This window comes from Lysinibacillus sp. KU-BSD001 (assembly GCF_042920265.1).
In the GTDB taxonomy this organism is placed as follows: domain Bacteria; phylum Bacillota; class Bacilli; order Bacillales_A; family Planococcaceae; genus Lysinibacillus_B.
Window position 1 is genome coordinate 22,804 of the sequence record NZ_JBDQZI010000002.1, and the last position, 20,570, is coordinate 43,373.

The following is a 20,570-nucleotide window of genomic DNA, read 5'->3' on the forward strand; positions in this document are numbered from 1 at the left end:
CTTTTATAACATTACAGTTATGTAACAAGTCAGTTACGTAAAACCTTTTTAGGAAAATTGTTACACAACCTATTAGCACCTTTTATATCAATGTTTTCTTTATATATCTATTTTTTTCGTTACATATCGACTTACATTATTATCTTTATATTTATAATTTCTGTAATATTTGTAACACAAAACTTCTATATGTAAACTAAAAAGAGATGTCGAAAAAGCGACCCCTTTTTCAAACATCTCTTTCTGCTTATATTAGTTTCAACTACAGTGTTATTCCACTACATTAAATCGCTTAAATGCTACGTAACGCTCGTCCCAATAGTCATATGATAAATTAGAAATTTCAACACCCGATGTACCTGCATGGATAAATTGATTATCTCCTATATATATGCCCATATGAGAAATCGTTGCAATATATGTGTTTTTAAAAAATACGATATCTCCTGGTAGAGGATTAGCTACTATTGTCGTGTCGTTCATAAAGTAATCTAAGCTACTTTTACGTGTAATATCTATACCCGTATTCGTATAAATATAATTGATAAATCCACTACAATCAAAGCCGTTTACCGAATTTCCACCATAAGCATATGGTGTGCCAAGCAATGAATGGGCTAGCTCCACAGTTTTGCTATATTTCTCAATGTTTCGTGCACTTGGATTTTTCATGATTTTTGTCTCAGCAGCTAATTTCTTTGCAATTTCCTCATCCGCGCTTGTCTCACTAGGCTGCTGTGTGCCAGTCGTTACATCTCCTGGGACTACAGGATCAACTGAATCATTCAGGCCCTGTCCTACTTGTCGAATGATAAGCTGTTGATTAATAGCAATCTTATCTGACGTTAAACCATTCCATTCTTTTAGGTTTGCTACTGTCGTCTTATTTTTTATGGCAATTTTCGTTAAATTATCACCTTTTACAACAGTATATGTACTAATTTTAGACGTATCGTGACTTGGTTTGTTAGTCACTCCACCATTTGGACTAGTGGATGATGATCCATTTGAATTACTACCGTGCTTTGTGGAAATAATGAGTTTTTGATCTACATAAATACGGTCATTTTGCAAACTATTCCATTCTTTTAATAATGCAACTGTTGTATTGTGTTTTGTAGCAATTTTGGACAGTGTATCGCCTTTTTCTACCTTATAATGCGTCGCTGCTTCGCCAATCGGTGTCACTACTATTGTCGCCATTGCTGCAGAAGCTAAAATAAACTGCCATTTTCTCATAAAAAACCCCACCTTCCAACTCTTTTCTATCATTTTACATAAAGTAATCTAGCTAAAACAATAGACTAAATTACTAGAAATATAGCAGATTATCATATTAAATCCTTCTAAACCAGCAATTTTCTCAAAATTAACAAAGAAATTTCATCAAAGGAGTAGGCAGCATCATTTTTTTATGATAGAATCCATTCTTGTATGTGACAAATAAATTTTTTGAAAGTTTCGGCTTTTCCATAATTAAAGGAGTTTTTGACAATATGTCTAGCAACAAAGGATTTATTAAAGAAAATTTAGCTGTCGGATTTATGTTATTTGCACTATTTTTAGGTGCCGGTAATATCATTTTCCCTCCATTATTAGGACAACAAGCTGGGGAGCATTTCGCGATTTCTATTATTAGCTTCCTAATTACAGGGGTCGGGTTACCACTTATCGCCATTATTGCTGTCGCAAAAAACGGTGGGGATCTACAAATTTTATCGAATCGTGTACACCCAGTATTCGGGATTATCTTTACATCGATCGTTTACTTATCCATTGGACCGTTCTTTGCCATTCCGCGTACGGGTGCTGTATCGTACAATATCGGGGTAACACCGTTTCTAACAGATGGGCAAATGGACAGCTGGATACCATTGTTTATTACGACATTAATTTTCTTCGGGTTGACGCTTTACTTAGCATTTAATCCTACAAAATTAGTAGATCGTATCGGTAAAGTGTTAACACCTATTTTATTTATCGTCATTGTCGTATTAGCTGCGAAAGCCTTCATTACACCAATGGGCGAATTTGGTGAAGCACAAGGCAATTATGTAACAAATGCCTTTTCTGAAAGCTTTATTCAAGGCTACTTAACAATGGACGTACTTGGCGCACTTGTATTTGGGATTGTTATTGTACAAGCCCTTCAAGCACGCGGTGTATTTGAAGTGAAAAAACAAGTAAAAGTATCCATTTTTTCAGGCATTGTGGCTGCATTAGGCTTATCATTTGTTTACGTGTCATTAGCTTATATTGGGGCTACAAGTACAGAGGCAATTGGCTACTCTGAGGATGGCGGTCAAATCATCGCCGCGTCAGCAAAAGTATTGTATGGCGAGTTCGGTAGCATCGTCTTATCAGCAGTTATTATTTTAGCTTGTTTAACGACGTCCGTTGGCTTACTTTCAGCGAACGCATCATTCTTTGCACGTATTTTCCCCAAACTGTCGTACCAAGCTTATTTAATCGTCTTTACGGTGTTTAGTTTTGCGATTTCCAATGTGGGTCTAGCAAAATTAATCAGCATTTCTATCCCTGTATTAATGATGATTTATCCAATCGCGATTGTGTTAATGATTGTTGCATTATTTGCAGGTAGCTTCGGTCATGCGCGAATCATTTATATTTTACCGTTAATTGTTGCCACGATTGTCGGGTTCAACGACGGATTAAAAACAGCTGGCATTACACTAGAGCCACTGGAAAATATGCTAAGCATGTTACCATTACATGAGCAAACGATCGGTTGGCTTATTCCATCGATTATTGCAACGGTAATTGGTATCATCATTAGTCTAGTCACAAAGAAGAAATAAAAAATAAGGGGGTGTCAAGAAAGTAAAAACTTTCTGGACACCCCTTTACTTCTTAATAACTATCTATTAAGAAATATTGCTCCTGCGGTGGTCACATCAAAATGCCACCACCCTCGTCGCAAAGTTCCGTCTCAAAATGTCTTTTCAGACGGCCCCTTCTATCATTTATACACTAAATCGTCGAATCAAGCTTTGTAAATCTTCCGCACGTTTTGATAAATCATTGGATACATCATTAATCTCACCAATACAAGTAACTTGTTGTTCTACATTGGCTGCTACATGTTGTGTAATGTTTGACGAATGATCCGCCTGTCCTGCAATTTCTTGAATCGATGCCGCTACTTCTTCTGCTGTAGCAGAAAGCTGTTCCGTGACTGCAGATACATCTTCCATTTGTCCGGACATTTTCTCTACTGCTTGTACAATCGCTGTAAAAGAATCTCCTGCGTCATGAATAATGGATACCCCGTCTTCTACTGTACGCATGCCCTCTAATACGGAACGTTCTACATTCCGTGTATCTTGCTGAATTTCATGAGTTAATGCAACAATTTGTGTAGCACTTCGATTGGATTCCTCAGCAAGTTTTCGTACTTCATCAGCTACCACCGCAAAACCTTTGCCTTGTTCTCCTGCACGAGCTGCTTCAATCGCTGCATTCAGTGCGAGTAAATTGGTTTGATCTGTAATCTGTGTAATGACACGCGATATGTTTTGAATTTCTTCTGATTGTTCTGCCAGTTTCTTAATAAGCTCTGTTGTGATTTTTGTGGAATCATAAATAATACCCATCTGCTTTTTCGCGACATCAATAGATTTACTGCCTGTATCCGCTAATTCAAGCGTATCGGTCGCCATCCCGTGAATTTGTTGTGTCGCTTCTGCGATTCGCTGAACTCCAGCTGCCGTTTCATCCATGGCAAGTGCACTTTCTCCAGCTGCTTTTGCGGATATTTTGGCATTATCGTTCGATGTATGTATATTTTTAGCGACCTCTATAGATACATCATTAATGTGTGCGGTACTTGCCGTTAACTTTCTTGCATCAGTAAATAGTTGTTCTGTGTTTAATCCGACATCTTGAATCAGTGTACGAAGTGTATTTTTCATTGTATTAAAAGAGGAAGCGAGCATTGCTAACTCATCTTTCGTTGATACGGAAAGATCCTTTTCCGTTAAATTCCCTTGCGCAATGACTTTGACAGCTTCAGCTATTTTACTAATCGGTGTCGCAATCAAACGAGCAATGACAGTTGTAATAACAAGCCCAATAATCGTTCCGACGATGGAAATACCAATTAAAATATAAAGTGCATTTAACGCTGACTGCTTAGAAGCGTCCTGCTGTGATGCAAAGGATTCGGTAACAATCGTTTCTAGTTCAACCATTACCGCTACCATACCTTCATTTATGAGACGAATATCATCGACAATCATCGCTTGTGCTTGCTCTTCTTGTCCTTGTTGAAATAACATAATGGCTTCATTTGCTAACTCATCAAATTGCGCTTTTAACGTCTTTGCCTCACTTACTTTTTGCTGTGCTTCTGGTGTATTCGCTAATTTAGCTAACTCATCTAAACTAGTTGCTAATACGTTTTGTGTATTTTCTAAATTGCTCATCGCTGATTCTGTACCTAGAAAATAAGCGCGTATGTATGCCCCTTGACTAGCAATACGAAAATTAATATCTCCTATCATTTCTAACTGTGGGACATTATCATTAATCACTTGATCATACTGTGAACGAATGTTATTAATCTGTCCCATTGAATAAATAGAAATAATAATGATGATGGCTGTCATCATGAAAAAACCACCATACAATTTCCCCCGAATCTTCATAAACAACACCTTCTCTCTACTTTATACGTTTTTTTTCTATTATATTTAAAATACCATATATTGGTCAAATTGTTTTTAAGTACATAATATTTTGTTTTATCAACTATTTATTATTAACCATCATTTGGATAATCGTTATATAATGAAGTTATTAAAAATAAAAGGTGTGATATTTTTTGAGAAAAGTTCAATTATTCCTTGCACTGTTGTTTCTTTTTCTATTACCCGTTACAACAAGTGCTGCACCTCTAAGTGAAATTAAAGCTTATGTGGAAGATTACTATGTTGGAGAAATTAACGGAAATGTACAAGAAGCAAAAACGGTTGAGCAAGTAATCGACATGCTCGATCCTTACTCTACATACTATACTGCTGAACAATTTAAAGCATTTATGAACGCTGTTAATATGACGTCTGTAGGCATTGGAATTGTCATTGATCAGCATGAAAAAGGCATTTTAATTACCGATGTCATTGAAAATGGCAGCGCCTTTGCAGAAGGAATTGTGAGCGGTGATATTATTACACACATCAATGGCAAGTCAGCAGCTGGCATGACTACTTCTAATGCTTCTGCTCTTATTCTAGGAAAAGAAGATACGACCGTTACACTGACATTTTTACAAGTAAGTGGTCAATCCGTCACGAAAACTATTGTAAGGAAGCCCTTTTCTTTACCAAACGCCACAACAAAGCTGCTGTATGGAAAGATTGGCTATATTTCACTCGCTTCCTTCTCTACAGATGCAGCGACACTCGTTAAAAATGGGATTCGTGACTTAACGAAGAAAGGTGCCACATCGTTTATTTTCGATTTACAAAATAACGGTGGAGGTTATGTAGAAGCAGCGGAGGAAGTCATTGGTCTATTTCCACATGCAAAAGTGGCTTACACGTATGAAGATACTTCCGGTAAATATACGATTTACGCGAAAAGGCAATCCGTACAATTCCCAGCGAATACACGTGTACTCATTAATGGTTACAGCGCCAGTGCTTCTGAGATGACTGCCGCAGCTTTAGTTGACCAGCAAGCGGCGATTTTATATGGCGAAAAATCGTACGGGAAAGGGACTATGCAAACATTTTACGAACTGTCTGATGGTAGCTATTTAAAACTAACAATGGCACGTTTTGCAGGACCTACAACAACAACGATTAATGAAATAGGGGTACAGCCGCATATAGCAACAACAGGTGACGCCATCTATCAAGCACATGCTGATGCGATTGCTGCACAGTATGCCAATTATAAAGAATTACCTTCATTACTTCAGGTCCCTACAACGAAAACCTTTACGATTAACTTTAAAGGGGTTGTCGATACAGTGCCAGAGGGAGCGATTGAACTCGTAAAACTTGGAGGAGAAGCTGTAGCTACTTCAGTGGAAAAACAAGGCGCAAAACTCGTCGTAAAACCGACTCAACCGCTCGCAACGGGTGAACAATATATGCTACTTATTCACCCAACAATTAAAGGGCAAGGGAACAATACACTAAAAAAAGGATCATATTTGTATATTACTGTGAAATAATTAGAAAAGGGAGTGTCCGAGAAGTAATTCTGGGACACTCCCTTTTCGCCGAGGATGGTGGAAATTTTATTTCTACCACCGCAGAAGCACCGCCTGCAGCGGATATTTAACATAGGAACGAAGCACTGTCCGTAAAAGTAACACTTTTCGGACAACCACTTTTTATTTAGCGCATGAGACATTACTAACTAGTGTCCCCCACTCCCCTTTTTATTCCCCAGGTAATAAACATACAGTGATTTGATAAAGTAAAACTTCCTGTTGCCCTTCACCAATCGGGCTTTTACGGCAGTTGATCTCCCACCTCTGCTTTTCGATTTTCCTTAAGCCTTGAGGTGGGCGTCTTAATATCCGCTAATGCGGGATAAATATATAGTTACGACATTATAATTATGTATTGAATTTTGGAAGACAGAAAAATATATCGCTTACTAGTTGTTATACTAATTCAGCTTGTTTGACAAAGTAAATATTCACAATATCTTCAGCTAATTTTTCAGGTTCTTTTTCATATGTTAATAAATTCGTTAATGTTAAACGTTCAATTGAACCTACTATACTTTCAGCCAAAGTCTGAGCCTCTACAGGATGATCTTGTTTCATTTCAACGATTTTGATTATTCGTTTTACGAGATTATTTTTCACATCCTCTGCATCCTCCGAAGCATAAAATCCAATTTTTGTTAAATGCGGATTTTGTTCAAAGTAAGCAAAAACCCTTTTTAAATTTTCAAACAACTCTGTACGTACACATGCCGCATGTTTTAAACCATGATCAAAAGTTTCATAAAGGCGTGTTTGGAATTCCATATTTAAATCTTTAAATAATGATTCTTTACTTTGGAAATATAGATAAAATGTGGGCTGAGTTAAATTAGCAGCTTTTACAATATCGCTAATTTTCGTTTGATGATACCCATGCGTCGAAAAGAGCTCAATCGCCTTTTCCAACAATAATTGTTTACTTTTTTCTCCACTTGAATTAACTCGACGTCCTCTTGCCATACTTTTCCACCTTTATCTCTCTTAGTAGATGTTTAATCTTTCATTAACTACCAAATATTTTACATACATTATATAATAACAATCTTTCAAAATAAAGGATTTTTCCATAAAAATAACATTAATTATAGTATTTTGTATATTTTATATATTACTTGAAAGTACATACACTTTATTACTTTAATAAAAAAGATGCTCATGAAAAACGACCGTTCTTCTGTGAGCATCTTTTTCTTATTATTTAGTTTTGATGAATTTCGATTTCAATTTAATATAAACTTGGTTAATTTCCTTTATTCGGAATAGCATATAGAGCATGATTGTACTAAATGTAAAAATAACGATACCGGCGATAAATGTTACCCATTTATAATCAAATACTAAATATTCGCTAGAAATATACGTGATACATGTTAGCACGATAAATGGGACAATAGGTTTTAATAATTCAATCTTATTTAAGCCATCACCTAGTTTTAAGTCATATTTAAATGATGCATATGCTATTAACATCAATGTATTCGTAATAGAACTAATCAGCGTCCCCCATGCAATCGCATCCGCGCCAAAACCATTGTCAGCGAAGAAATACATCGCGCCAATATTGATAATAAAGACATTCACAATACTTAACACAACCGGTGCCATCGAATCGCCCTTTGCATAGTAAAAACGCGTAATATACATAGTCGCGGCTAAGAAGAACATCGATAGTGCTAAAATAGCTACTACAGGCGCTGTAATCGCTGTGTCTTCAGCTGTGAACTTGCGATATTCAAAAATAACTTGTACTAAACTTTCCGCATAAAAATAAGAGTAAATCGTCACAGGTCCCATTAACAATAATAGGTAATGCAGCCCTTTGCCATATAGCCCTTTAATGGATTGATGGTCGTCCTCTGCTTCCTTGCGACTTAAAATCGGGTAAATGACCGTTGTCACAGCCGTAATTAAAATCGACTGCGGAAATTGCGTTAGTCGTGACGCATAGTTCACTACAGCAACCGCACTGTCCCCCAACCCTAAAAATGCAGCAAAGAAGCGCTGAAGCATCGCATAAATTTGCACCGTACCACCACCAATAGCCAGCGGAAATACCATAATCCATAGATCTCGAGTCGAGTGTGTGCGTACGAACGATAGTCCAACACTATACGAATCTAATTGACGATAACCACGGATTAAGAAGAAAATCATAATAACCGCACTCGCTAAAGCACTAATTCCATAAGCAATTGGTCCAATGATATTAGAAAATACCACCCCAATAATGAGGAAAAATACATTATAAATTAAAATTGCCACACTCGATAAGTGAAACTTCGAATTCACATTAAGTAGTCCACTATACCAAGAAGAAAGCATTAATAAAATTGATGACGGCATCATCCAGTAAAATAAATGCTTTGTCATTTCAAACTCTGCTACTGTCAAATCCGTTTTTCGATAAATCAAATTCAAAATAGGTGTTGTGAAAACCAAGATGATAATCGCCAACACAATCCCTGTCATCGCTACTATCGTAAAGGATTGCTTAATAAATAGCGCTTGATCGGTCTTTTTTCGATTGTAAATCGAAATAAATGCTGTCGTAAATGCGCCACCGATCACTAAATATAAAAAGTTCGGAATGTTATAGGCTGTAAAAATACTATCAGCTATCCGAGAAGAACCATATTGATAACCGATAACCGCTTCACGGAAAAAACCAAAAACACGTGCGACAATATTAATCAGCGTGACGGCTCCAACAATTTTTAAAAATTTATTCATCGCCCTATGCCACCTTTAATAGCAGATTCATAGAGTGCAATGACACGTTTCGTAATTTCTTTTTCATCGTGTTCATGTAAAATCGTAGCTGCAGCTTGTTCGTTATAATAAGCAGATGTTGGCGTATGTAACGCTTTCATCATTTCTTGTGCTAAATCCGATGCATTTTGTGGTTCAACAAGATGCCCTGCCCCGTCACCGAGTAATGATACTAACCCACCAACTTTTGAAGCAATGACCGGTGTACCGCATGCAATCGCTTCAAGTGCAACCAGGCCAAACCCTTCTAAATGAGAGGGCAACACAAATACATCACTCGCTTGAAACCATTTCACAAGATCTTTTTGCTGTTGTGGATCAACAAATTGGACATCTTGATCGACCAATGGTTGAAGACTTTCGATAAAATTTGTATCGCGGCGTGAGCCAATAATAATAAGTTTCACTTTCTGATCTGTTTGCGCTTGTACTTGCTCGAAGGCAAGGAGTAGCTCTTCAATCCCTTTTTGTTTAATGACATTGCCTACAAATAAATACGTAAATACATCAGTAGGAACACCTAATTCAGCGCGCACCGATTCTTTATCGCTCGGTTTAAATACAGTACGATTCACACCCATACTACAAATTGTGATTTTCTCACGTGGCACATGGAATTCCTCTTCAATTTGCTGAGCGAGCACCGGTCCTACCGCAATGACATGCTCGCTTTCTTGCAAAATCAGCTCTGTCCAGCTGCGAATGCGCGCATTTTTTTTCGCCATACGTTCAATATCGCCCCCATGCGCTGTGACGATATACGGAATCTTAAATAGCTTTTTTAATAGCAGTGAAAACACGCCAGATGGGAATACGTAATGTGCATGTGTCACAGAAATTGATTTACGATGACGGAATGCTGTAGATAATGTATGCAGTGCCCACTTTCCGTATTTTAGAATTGTATTTTTCTTACCTGTTGCAGGATTATCATTCGCCGCGACAAGTACATCAACACCATTGGCTTTTACAGCTTCGACTTGATTCTTGACGAAAATCCCGAATGATAAGTGCTGCTCTGAAGGATACATATTACTGATTACTAATAGCTTTTTCATTTGCCTTCCACTGCCTTTATCATCAATTGTTTACCTCGCATTGCCTCGTCATGAAGATGCTTCGAAGTTGCTTTTGTCGTCTCTACAACATGCTGCCACTCTGTTTCTACTGCTTCATACATGTGCAGCAATTGATTTGGCTTATTCGTAATATCTTCTATGGAACAACAACGTTCTTCTTTATTAATAAGTTTCATAAAATCTTGCACTTTTCGATGATACGAAATTGCTATAATCGGGGTAGCAGAATCTGTCGCTAAAATAAGCGAATGTAAGCGCGTACCAATCACGACATCCTGTTGGGAGGCGACGTCAATTAATGCATCCGGCTTTAAATTTCGATCGATGATTGTCGTTTTGTCCGCATAGCGCATTTTCTGTTGAATATCTTCCGTTACGGTCACATCTTGCGGATATTTCGTCGCAAAAAATGTAATGTCTACATTTTTATGTTTAATCAATTCATCTAAATTTGTTGCCATACTTGTCACATAGGACTCATACTTTTCGACATCACCTGATGGCCAATAGTTAGCATTGTACATCGGCACAGCAGAAAGCCCCACTTTTTTAGGTTTGTCCGCATATTGTTGCTTTGGACGATATAACGTAAAAGCCGGATCGCCAATAACCTCAATATTCTTTTTGACGCCAATTTCCTGTAACAGTTGCTTCGATTCAAAATCACGTACGGAAATATTTTGCGCATAGCTACACATGAGACGAATCATGAACTTACCGGAGAATGTATCAAGTGGACCAGCCCCACAGCCATAGATTATATAGGGGGTTTTGCTATTTTTCGCCATGAAAGCATATGTACTAAACAAATGCGCTTCTCTTCGGTAAAAGTCCATCAAAATTCCGCCGCCACCGATGATGAGTAAGTCCAATTCCGAAACATATTTTCCGTTAGTTTGATATGTTTTGAAAAACGTTTTATATAAACTCTTTTTTCGATAATATAGCGGGTAGCTTTTGACACCGTACTGTTCGGATGTCTGCTGCGTATTATTACTAAACACCGTAATATCCGCGCTATTTACGGAAAATGTCTGCTTTACTTGTTCAATGAGACCATATAATATCGATTCATCACCGTTATTATCATTTCCGTAATTTCCTACGATTCCGATTTTCATTAAACTACATCCTTTGAATAAAATTATAATAAAGAAATTATAGCATACATGCTGACTATTAGAAAAACACCACTCATACTCATTACGATTGCTAAATAAAATAGGAATCTCGTTGTATGTAAAAACGAGATTCCTATTTGTTATTGATTCAACACGCGGTATAAAAATAATCCGAAGTGTACGCGGCTAATTTTTTCGTTTGGCTTAAAGATGCCGCCACCATAACCTGTTGTAATATCATTAGCAGCTAGTGCCTGTACATATTCATATGCCCAGTCGCTTTTTGGTACATCTTTAAACTGAATGGAAGAAATGCCTTCTAATTTAAATGCATTCGCGATGATTTTGGCCATCTGTGCACGTGTTAATTGCCCCTCGGGATTGAAGTTACCGTTTAACCCGTCCATAATACCTGCATTTTGAATCGCGGCAATTTCCTTATAATACGTATGCGACGCTTTCACGTCTTTAAAGCCAGGGTCCTTGATTTTTGACGTATCTAATTTAAGTACACGGCTAATAATCACGGCCCCGTGTGCACGTGTTAACGTTTGCTCTGGTCTAAACGTGCCATCACCATACCCTGTAATATATTTCTTTTCGACTAAATAACTTACTTCTTTATAATACGGGTGACTTGCTGGGACATCTGTAAAGATAGCTTTATCCATAACAGTCACTGTCATAGAAGTAGAGGTATTACCTAGCTGTGCCACAATTTTTCCTGTGCCTGTTTTAGTCGCAACAAATTTACCGTCTTGATTAATGTAGCCAATATCTCCGTCTACCGACCATTTCACTTGCGACGGACTATATACTAGATTATTACCAGCTTGATCTTTTGCTGCTAGCGTATACGTTGTTGCCGCATCCTTTACAACATCTTTACTACCCGAAATGGCCATTGCACCTGGTGTATCAGTTACTGTAATCGGGAATGACTCAACCGCTTTTCCGTTATATAAAATTTGAACACGATCCGTACCTGCTGAGACAGCTTGAATCGTTGTATTTGTAAATGCTACATAGCCATTTTCAGACTTAAACGAAATGTTTGAGCTGCTAACTGGTAGCGGGTTGTAATATTGATCTAATACATACTCAATTGTGACAGTTGACGTACTATCAACGAGTAATGTCCCCACATTTGTACGTGAATATTTCAACGTTTTGGCGTCTGATAAAGGCGCTGTACTAATCGCCTCTAAAATCGCCGATACACGACGCTCAGCCCCGCCACTATTAGATGGTCTATTTGCTACGACAACATTGTTGCTACCATGATTACGATAAGCCATTGTTGTTGAACCACCACCATCTAGATTAATGGCACGGTCATACCCTTGGCTCACTAAGTAATCCGCAAATTGGACAAGATTCATCCCTTTACTATCCGATAAACGCCCGTCTACCGTGACAAAGTGAACGGTCTTTTTATCTTTACTAATCGCAATCGCACTACGAGGTGCTACTTCTTTTGCACGTGAGCTAGATGTATCCATCGTAATATGGCGTTGGCCATCGCGCACAAGCATCGGTCCACTCGCCAACATAAATTCAGCATCTTGCCATTTTTCATTAATACTTATTTCTACTGCCATCGCATCGCCCACTTGCAATGACTCGAATTTTGCGGCTTGTGCACCATTTGCTGAAATAACAAAACCGTTCTTTGGAATATCTAGCTTTTGTGTCGAACCATACGGGCGGATTTGTACGACTTTCCCACTTAACTGTTGACCAAAATATGTAGATGTAATCTGTTCATCAGTTTGTACGACATATTCGACACCGTATTGGTTCGAATTTGTAGCGGTCGTATGATGCTGTGGTGTAAATAAAATCGATTCATCTTGTTGACGTTGACGATTCAAGCCCGTTAATGGAATTCTACCGAGCTTAGAAACTGTTGTTACTGCAAAATCATATGTATCAATTTCTGCTAAACCATTGGCAGTCACACCAAAGGCAATCGGATAGCTTACATACCCTGAAGCATTTTTAGCTAAAATACCACCATTATAAATCTCGTTATTTTGCGAAATTAAATACAGTGGATAACCCGTGGACATATCATAGAAAGCCGCATTCACTGCGCCGACTACGCGATGTCCATCAGACGAATGACTATTTGCTAACGCCGTTGTTGTTGCTAAACCACCGTATACACTTGGTAACCCTACCTCAACCTTTGTATACGGATCATTTAAATTAATCGATAGATGACTAATTTGATTTGTATACGCACCTTGATGTGTATATTGATATAACGTTGTACCTGAAGATACTGGCTTTGTTAGCTTCGTTGTTTGACTTGCACTAGCTGAGGCGCTATATAGCGGTGATAATGCTAGTACAAAAGCAACTAAATAAATAAGTATTTTTTTCATTGTACTTTCCTAACCTCTCTATCTCTGAAACTAGCTCCTAATATTTATTACTTTTTCAAGCGCACACTTGCTGCAAACGTTTCTATTCTCCACTACGAATAAGTTTCAGAGAAAAATAACATTATATTTTAAAAATAAAAGCGAAGAAAAAGTAACGATATAACTAGAACATTGAAACCTTATTAATCTCTTCATTAAAAACAATAAATGGAAATAAATGTAAGGTTATCTCATTCATTATACATTACTTTTCTCTTCACTTCACTAACTATTAATCTACTTATACGTATTTAAGACATCTATATACTGACCTGATACGTAAGCATTGCCTTCTCTTGTGACATCAGAGACAATACGATACCAACCATTCTCTTGTCCTAAAATCAATACTGGTAGATTCATTTTTGCATAAGTAAATAGTTTCGGATTATTTGTCCCTGGGCCTGTACGAACATTTAATCCTGTTGTATTCGTCATCCCAACTGTATAAGCATTTTTGGCATCTTTCAAACCGAGTGCTTTATCAATGCGATAGTAATGTCCTGCCGCTTTACTGCCCCAATACGGATCGGATGCATACTTGACATTAAATCCGATTGCTTTATGCCCAAATACAGCACCATTTGCATGTTTCCCATTGGCTGGCACGTAATTTTTCAACCAAAATGCATTTAACAGTTCTAAAATATTTGCTTCTACCGATTCAAATTTCTTTAATAGTGGGTTGGAATCTGTTACGTAAAGACCAAATAAATTATTTTCTAGTTGTGCACGATCACTCATGCCATACAAACTCTCATGGAAGGATAGCGCTAAAATCATTAAGGCGTTGACGTTATACTGGGCTTCAATTTTTTTCAACATTTCCCCTATCCCAATGATTTTGCTCTTTGTCGTTGCATCTTTGTAAATGCGATACGTATCTGGATAGCGATTGGCCAGTTCCTCTAATTCGCTCAGTCTTTCCATCACATATGCATCAATTTCTTCCGCTGTATAGTTCGTCTTTGAATGGATTGGCAAGAACTGATAATAGTTATATGCCTTCCCTACCACTGTACCAGCACCATTAAAGAACGATACCCCGTCCCAGCTGTAATACTTACTATTTTCCACTAAAAAGCTTGGCGCTTTTCCCGTAATATAGGCAGCGTATTTTCCTGTTTTATAACTATAAATATTGTGAACTAATTGACCATTTTTCACTTCATAATAGGCCCGACCTGGTAGTAACGCATAAGGGATTAATGTCACATCCGATAACTTGACATACCCTCGTTGACCCGCTAACTCGACTTCAACCCATGTTAAATCATTGTCCACATTTTTATAAACCATTTCAGCATCATACGTCACATATGTACGCTGTGTTTTTTTGTCTGTATCATAAACAAGTGTAAAATTATTCGTTACGGCTAAGCCGTATGACATTTTCACAATTTTTTCATCGCGTTTAATATAATGCCCTTGCGAAAAATCAAATGCTTTTACAGCTTGTTCAAATGTCTCAAATTCTTTTACGACAGACGATTGACCATTTGCAATTTTATGTAATGTATAAACCTCTTTTTCCACTTCCACCGGCTTTTCATAACCTAGCTCCGGCTTTTCATCTGCAATCACGCCAATTAAGCGGTAAATAAATGCTGCTGCTTGTGCGCGAGTTGCATTATTTTGAGGGTAAAAATATGTACCATCTTTCATCGGTGTACCTTTAATAATGCCTAAACCTGTATTTACCCCTACCGCCGCGTGATAGTCTTTATGAATGGTATGTGTATCACGGAACGTTAAAGTTGTCGGTGTCGTCTTTATATCAAGGTAGTTTAATGCACGATATAGCATTACTGCCATGTGCTGACGTGTCACTGGTTGATTTGGCTTGAACTCATTTTGACCGTACCCTGTAATGATCCCAGCAGCCGCTGCATTTGAAATATCTTGCGCATACTGATACGAAGGAGGTACGTCTACAAAAGTATAAGATTCTGTTTCATCCAGTTGTAAGGCTCTCGAGACAAACGAAGCAAATTCTGCTCGGGTAATTGCACGGTTTGGATAATATTTTCCATCCTCAGCAAGGAGTATGTTATGCTTAATCAAATAGGTCATTTCTGTTTCCATATGATGCCCGTCAATATCACTTGCCTCTGCAGGTTGGAGAAATACCCCAGAAAATAAAAAAACAACGATGAACATAATAATTTTTTTCATTTATCTCTCTCCTTTTCTATGTCTTATTCTAGCAGAATATATTAGAATTATTAAGGGAAAGTCTTCCTAAAATATGTAGGTGATATGGTTTATTTCATACTATTGCACATTTTTTATAGGACAATGGTATAATACATTTTTGATAACAACACGAAAGGAATAATTCTATGCAACGCATGAAACAGTCACTTCTTTCAAAAGAAGTATTAACAATCGTTCTCTTAGTGGCCGTAACATTTTTATCATTATTGCTACCTTCTAAGATTGCACTAATTGTAACGAGTTTGATTTTTGCTATTTTTGCATTTATAAAACCTTTGCAAAGCGTTTTATACTTACTCATTTATGTAGCAATTCGCCCTCTACTTGTAGAGTTGAATCCAGGGTTAAAATTCATTGGAGATTTAATTACATTCATCTTATTGATCAAACTATTAATCGCTAGTCGATTCGATATAAAAGGTTTATTACATTTTAAACTATTTGAATGGGCGTTTTTCTTCTTCTTAGGGGTAGGTTCACTTGTGGGTTATTTAAACGGGGTAAGTATTGGGGCAATCGTATTCCAAGTGCGTACATTTGTCATTATGTACTTAGTGTACTACTTCCTATCACGTACAGTGCTACCTGCAAATTGGAAAGAACAGCTGAGTTGGACAGCAGTCGGTCTCGGTTGGTTAGTATCCTTACACGGGCTAGTGGAAAAAATCTCGATTCGTCAATGGCTTCTACCAGAGTATTGGCAGTACATGCCGTTATCAGCTGAAAATTTACAGCGTATATACGGGTTACCAGGTAATCCGAACTCGCTTGCATTAATTATGATGTTTACGGTTATCGCTGTATTGTTCCTAAAAAACCTTTACAAAAACATGCAGTACAAATGGTTTTTAAATATTAGTTTAGTGCTCTTTATTGGGGTATTAATCTTAACATTCTCTCGTGGTACATTAATTGCTGGTGCATTCTTCGCGGTTACGTACTTAATTTTCTCAAGAGATTGGAAGCTGGTCAAAACGCTTGCCATCGGTTGGCTTGCCGCATTTATACTCGTGTACTATCCAGTAAATGCAAGTGTATCATTCGTTAAATACCTTGGTGTAGAAGCACCTGATGGTACAGTCGGTTCATTAGCCGATCGTTTCGGTCAAATTTTAGATAACAAAAACGTCGATCGTATGGTATCAAACGGGCGCGTCTTCTATATTAAAAAAGGATTTGAAATCTATCAAGATTATCCAGTCGCTGGTACTGGTTTCGGTACATTTGGTGGCGCTGCTACGATTTCTTACGGCTCACCAATTTACGCAGACTACGGCATCGACTTATCGATTTACTTTGAAAATAAAATTTACTCAGATAATCAGTACATTCAAATCATTGCAGAGACAGGTACACTCGGTGTCATCTTATTTGCTGTCTACTTACTTGCGATGGTCGCACTCTTCTGGAAGCAACGTCATACACGTTTCGGACAGATGATGCTTGGACTGTGGATTGCAACTGGCGTATGTGGCGCATTCTATAATATTTGGGAACTAAAAGTATATACACTCATCTTCTTCACAATCTTCGCAGCATTCGCTGTGGAACATAAGTTTTATAAACAATATCGAGTATAAAAAAACCCTCGCGCAACTTTTCGATTGCGCGAGGGTTTTCGCTTGATTAGCTTACTTTTTAGGTTTACTTGCCTAATTCCCTTTTTTACTTGCCATTTCTAAAATATTTGTGTGAATTACATATTTTCAGTTTTTGAAATTCCCATATAATCTATCCCTAATTTACTTAACATCCGACTAACGGTATAAATACTTTCCACCCCTAAAAAATCCTGAAATTCTTGATTCGTAATCCCGTCCTTATACAGCAACTGATACTTATGTAGCGCCTCGTAAACACCATTCGTCGTTTTCGTCCCACACTGCATACAGCGAACCCCCTTTCGCTCATGTTTCATCTGCATCCAACAACAGGGACAAACCACGCCTTTTAGAACTGATACTTTTGGACAGATCCGCTTGAGCACCAACTTCTGATAACAAGCCATGAAATGCGCCTTCACATAGTCAAGTAACTCCTCTCCTAGAGTAGCTGGATACTGCTCAAACAATCTACTCACTTTACTCTGCAAACCACTTAACCGAAACACATCTACTTCCTGTGTTGATGTAGCAATACATGTTTTGGGATCGGTAAACACAACAACTGGTACAGCGGGAACATTGACACCTATTTTCAATAACTCTCCTTCGATCAACCTTTGATACCTTAACTCCTGATTCGTCGGGCTCTCATAAACCATTTTTGTCCCACCTGCTTTTGTTTGAATCATTTGTCGTACCTTATCATCAAAATCAATTTGACCACCAATATCCTTTGTTTCCATTACTAATACGAAATGCTTACTTATAAACAACGTATCTATCTGATGGGAATAGCCAAACGGATTAACCATTTCATAACTATGAAATAAGTAATGGCGCTTTGGTAATTGCATATCTACCCATTCCCTATCAGCACGCAACTCACCACAATAGCCTTACCTTGCATTTTTATACAATACTTCAAGCGCTATTGCACACTTTGTATATTTATTCATTTTAATAATGACTCGTACAGTTGCATTTTCTTGCATACACTCCGATGAATAATAATCAACCCTTCCTCCTCCCCTCGCAATCTATCTATGACCACTTCGACTTTATTCAACAATTTCCTACTAAATCTTCCAAACTCGAATTTTGCCATATTTTATTTCCTAGATAATAAAAAAACGTTACCTTATCATGCTTGTACACAATAAGGTAACGTTTATGTTTAATTTGTTTGCGAGTAGTATTTTACAATCCCGTTATAGATGGACTGCGCAAAAATATCAACATATTGATCACTTGTTAACTTTGCACTGTCTTCACTATTTGTCACAAACCCTAACTCTACTAATATCGCTGGAATGTAAAGGTTTCGAATGACATAATAATCCTCACGCTTTACACCACGATCTTTCATATCGGCATTTTTGACGATTTCATCATTGATGAATTTTGCTAACGCATAATCTTCTTTCTCATTATCGTTTGCGCTAATGCTATAATATGTTTCCGTTCCTTGTGCGGATGCACCTGCAGCATTGGCATGAAGACTAACAAAAATCTCACCGTAATTATCTTTCGCAAACTTTACACGTTGTTCTAACGATGGATATGTATCGCCTGTACGCGTCATCTTTACAATCGCACCAGCTGCTTCTAGCTTTTGCTTTACTTTGTTCGCTGTATTAAACACAATTGACTTTTCCACCGCATTGCCACTTACTGCACCCGGATCTTTCCCACCATGACCAGGATCGATCACAATAATACGTCCTGCCACTGGTGAACCCGATTTATTGATTAAACGTAAATACGTTTTACTTGTATAACCAATTGTACCGTTATATGAAATTTTTACCCAAGCACCTGAAATCGATAGCACATCGACTTTTGTACCGCGATTAATTTTCCCTAAAACAGTTGAGCTCGCATTTCCTTCTGCCCGAATGTTTAAATTGTCCACTGTCGCAATACCGATTGTTGTGGCATTTGACTCCGGCTTTTCCACGACAGGTGGCTCACCTTCATCCGGCTTCCCTTCTACAGGTGGCTTCGTGATTTCATCTGCATACGTTTTATAAATGTAAGCATATTGTCCATTAAAATCAACTTTATAATAGTCAGCGCCTACTTCATATACATTGAAAATGAACCCTTTACTTACTTTCCCTAAAATATTGGCAGTCCCCGAAAACTCCTTCGATGAACGGACGTTTAAATTATCCGTATTTGCTTTTACTTGCATAATTGCTTCATCTTCATTCGGTACCGTCTCACCTTGTACAGGTAAGTCTAAACGATAGTCTTCTGATGCCGCACGTGCTACAAACAACCCAAACTGTCCACGTGTTAAGTTGTTATTCGGTAAAAATGTTCCTGCAGACGTTAATTTTGTATAGCCATTATAGTAAATAGCCGAAATATATTTATAGTATTTGTTAGCACTTGATACATCTTTAAATGGTATCGCTAAATTTGCATATTTGTTTACATCTAATTTAAAAGCTACAGCTAATGCTTTCGCCATTTCATTTCGTGTAATGGGTACATGCGGAGCAAATGTTGTACTTGACGTTGGTGCAATAATCCCTAATTTAACCGCTGCTTCTACATACATCGACTCTTCTGATCCAACCTTTACATCTGTAAATGATGATGTAGATGGTTTCGAGACTTGAATACCAGCAGCATTAATGACCATTTTCGCTACTTGCCATCTCTTTACGTTATCTCCTGGTTTAAATACCTTTTTTCCATTTTCCGTATATCCTTGAATAACGCCTTCATTCACTAAATAATTAATTTCCTCATAAGCTTCATGAGAAGTCGGAATATCAGCAAAACGCTGACTTGCATACGCACTTTGTATGCTGAACATTGACATAATGACAACGATAAAAGTTAAAGTAAATCTCTTAAAAAACAATGTCTCTTTCCTCCTTCTTTTCTATAAACAACTCTATTTTAGCAGATTTTTGTCGATAAAAATATATGGCTTTTCTACCTTATTCTACCTTACTTCACGAAGAAAACATAGCTTTCTCTATTTTTAGAATGGTTTATAGACAAGAAAATCTCTCTATGTAAAACAGGCGATTACATCTACATTTGCTATATTGTTAGTGTATACGAAAAAATATAGCAAAATCATTATG

13 protein-coding genes are annotated in these 20,570 nt (G+C 37.5%); 3 read left to right on the forward strand and 10 right to left on the reverse strand.

Translation table 11 applies throughout. From position 1 onward, the window contains the following. Positions 1–270: 270 nt before the first annotated feature. Complete coding sequence (locus AAGS61_RS03520; RefSeq protein ID WP_391367403.1) at positions 271–1,239, reverse strand: LysM peptidoglycan-binding domain-containing protein; 969 nt, start codon at positions 1,237–1,239, stop codon at positions 271–273. A gap of 257 nt (positions 1,240–1,496) precedes the next feature. Here AAGS61_RS03520 and brnQ point away from each other — a divergent pair, with 257 nt between their 5' ends. Next, positions 1,497–2,819, forward strand: coding sequence for a branched-chain amino acid transport system II carrier protein (gene brnQ, locus AAGS61_RS03525; RefSeq protein WP_391367406.1), 1,323 nt, complete (start codon positions 1,497–1,499; stop codon positions 2,817–2,819). Positions 2,820–2,984: 165 nt separating this feature from the next. Here the strand turns inward: brnQ and AAGS61_RS03530 are convergent, their stop codons facing one another. After that, entirely contained in the window at positions 2,985–4,667 is a 1,683-nt protein-coding gene (locus AAGS61_RS03530; RefSeq protein ID WP_391367409.1) for a methyl-accepting chemotaxis protein, read from the reverse strand. Between the two features lie 176 nt (positions 4,668–4,843). Here AAGS61_RS03530 and AAGS61_RS03535 point away from each other — a divergent pair, with 176 nt between their 5' ends. Then, the gene (locus AAGS61_RS03535) at positions 4,844–6,202 is read left to right on the forward strand and encodes a S41 family peptidase (protein WP_391367411.1); all 1,359 of its coding nucleotides are present in this window, start codon (positions 4,844–4,846) and stop codon (positions 6,200–6,202) included. Between the two features lie 438 nt (positions 6,203–6,640). On the opposite strand, the gene AAGS61_RS03540 is transcribed toward AAGS61_RS03535, so the two are convergent. The 6 genes from AAGS61_RS03540 to AAGS61_RS03565 all read right to left on the reverse strand — a co-directional run bounded on the left by AAGS61_RS03540 (position 6,641) and on the right by AAGS61_RS03565 (position 15,820). After that, complete coding sequence (locus tag AAGS61_RS03540) at positions 6,641–7,207, reverse strand: TetR/AcrR family transcriptional regulator (RefSeq protein WP_391367414.1); 567 nt, start codon at positions 7,205–7,207, stop codon at positions 6,641–6,643. A gap of 234 nt (positions 7,208–7,441) precedes the next feature. Continuing rightward, positions 7,442–8,977, reverse strand: coding sequence for a murein biosynthesis integral membrane protein MurJ (gene murJ, locus AAGS61_RS03545; RefSeq protein ID WP_391367417.1), 1,536 nt, complete (start codon positions 8,975–8,977; stop codon positions 7,442–7,444). Then, positions 8,974–10,074: a glycosyltransferase gene (locus tag AAGS61_RS03550; protein ID WP_391367419.1), complete on the reverse strand. Its 1,101-nt coding sequence runs from the start codon at positions 10,072–10,074 to the stop codon at positions 8,974–8,976. The genes murJ and AAGS61_RS03550 overlap by 4 nt, the downstream gene beginning before the upstream one ends. Further along, positions 10,071–11,216, reverse strand: coding sequence for a polysaccharide pyruvyl transferase family protein (locus tag AAGS61_RS03555; protein ID WP_391367422.1), 1,146 nt, complete (start codon positions 11,214–11,216; stop codon positions 10,071–10,073). Before AAGS61_RS03555 ends, AAGS61_RS03550 begins: the two co-directional genes overlap by 4 nt. A gap of 140 nt (positions 11,217–11,356) precedes the next feature. Further along, positions 11,357–13,606, reverse strand: a complete 2,250-nt coding sequence (locus AAGS61_RS03560) for an S-layer homology domain-containing protein (protein WP_391367424.1) — start codon at positions 13,604–13,606, stop codon at positions 11,357–11,359. A gap of 276 nt (positions 13,607–13,882) precedes the next feature. Next, positions 13,883–15,820: an S-layer homology domain-containing protein gene (locus tag AAGS61_RS03565; protein ID WP_391367427.1), complete on the reverse strand. Its 1,938-nt coding sequence runs from the start codon at positions 15,818–15,820 to the stop codon at positions 13,883–13,885. 167 nt (positions 15,821–15,987) lie between these two features. Between AAGS61_RS03565 and AAGS61_RS03570 the strand changes: the two genes are divergently transcribed. Then, positions 15,988–17,442, forward strand: coding sequence for an O-antigen ligase family protein (locus AAGS61_RS03570; RefSeq protein ID WP_391367430.1), 1,455 nt, complete (start codon positions 15,988–15,990; stop codon positions 17,440–17,442). Positions 17,443–17,558: 116 nt separating this feature from the next. Here AAGS61_RS03570 and AAGS61_RS03575 read toward each other — a convergent pair whose 3' ends face one another. Next, complete coding sequence (locus AAGS61_RS03575; RefSeq protein ID WP_391367433.1) at positions 17,559–18,347, reverse strand: nuclease-related domain-containing protein; 789 nt, start codon at positions 18,345–18,347, stop codon at positions 17,559–17,561. 293 nt (positions 18,348–18,640) lie between these two features. Then, positions 18,641–20,341 carry an N-acetylmuramoyl-L-alanine amidase gene (locus AAGS61_RS03580; RefSeq protein WP_391367435.1) on the reverse strand — a complete coding sequence of 567 codons (1,701 nt, stop codon included), beginning with the start codon at positions 20,339–20,341 and terminating at the stop codon, positions 18,641–18,643. Between the last annotated feature and the right edge of the window lie 229 nt (positions 20,342–20,570).

Bases quoted from the DNA above. Each gene is read 5' to 3' on its own strand.
- AAGS61_RS03530 (WP_391367409.1), bottom strand. From the start codon at position 4,667: ATGAAGATTCGGGGGAAATTGTATGGTGGTTTTTTCATGATGACAGCC.
- AAGS61_RS03565 (WP_391367427.1), bottom strand. From the start codon at position 15,820: ATGAAAAAAATTATTATGTTCATCGTTGTTTTTTTATTTTCTGGGGTA.
- brnQ (WP_391367406.1), top strand. From the start codon at position 1,497: ATGTCTAGCAACAAAGGATTTATTAAAGAAAATTTAGCTGTCGGATTT.
- AAGS61_RS03560 (WP_391367424.1), bottom strand. From the start codon at position 13,606: ATGAAAAAAATACTTATTTATTTAGTTGCTTTTGTACTAGCATTATCA.
- AAGS61_RS03555 (WP_391367422.1), bottom strand. From the start codon at position 11,216: ATGAAAATCGGAATCGTAGGAAATTACGGAAATGATAATAACGGTGAT.
- AAGS61_RS03570 (WP_391367430.1), top strand. From the start codon at position 15,988: ATGCAACGCATGAAACAGTCACTTCTTTCAAAAGAAGTATTAACAATC.
- AAGS61_RS03540 (WP_391367414.1), bottom strand. From the start codon at position 7,207: ATGGCAAGAGGACGTCGAGTTAATTCAAGTGGAGAAAAAAGTAAACAA.
- murJ (WP_391367417.1), bottom strand. From the start codon at position 8,977: ATGAATAAATTTTTAAAAATTGTTGGAGCCGTCACGCTGATTAATATT.
- AAGS61_RS03520 (WP_391367403.1), bottom strand. From the start codon at position 1,239: ATGAGAAAATGGCAGTTTATTTTAGCTTCTGCAGCAATGGCGACAATA.
- AAGS61_RS03550 (WP_391367419.1), bottom strand. From the start codon at position 10,074: ATGAAAAAGCTATTAGTAATCAGTAATATGTATCCTTCAGAGCAGCAC.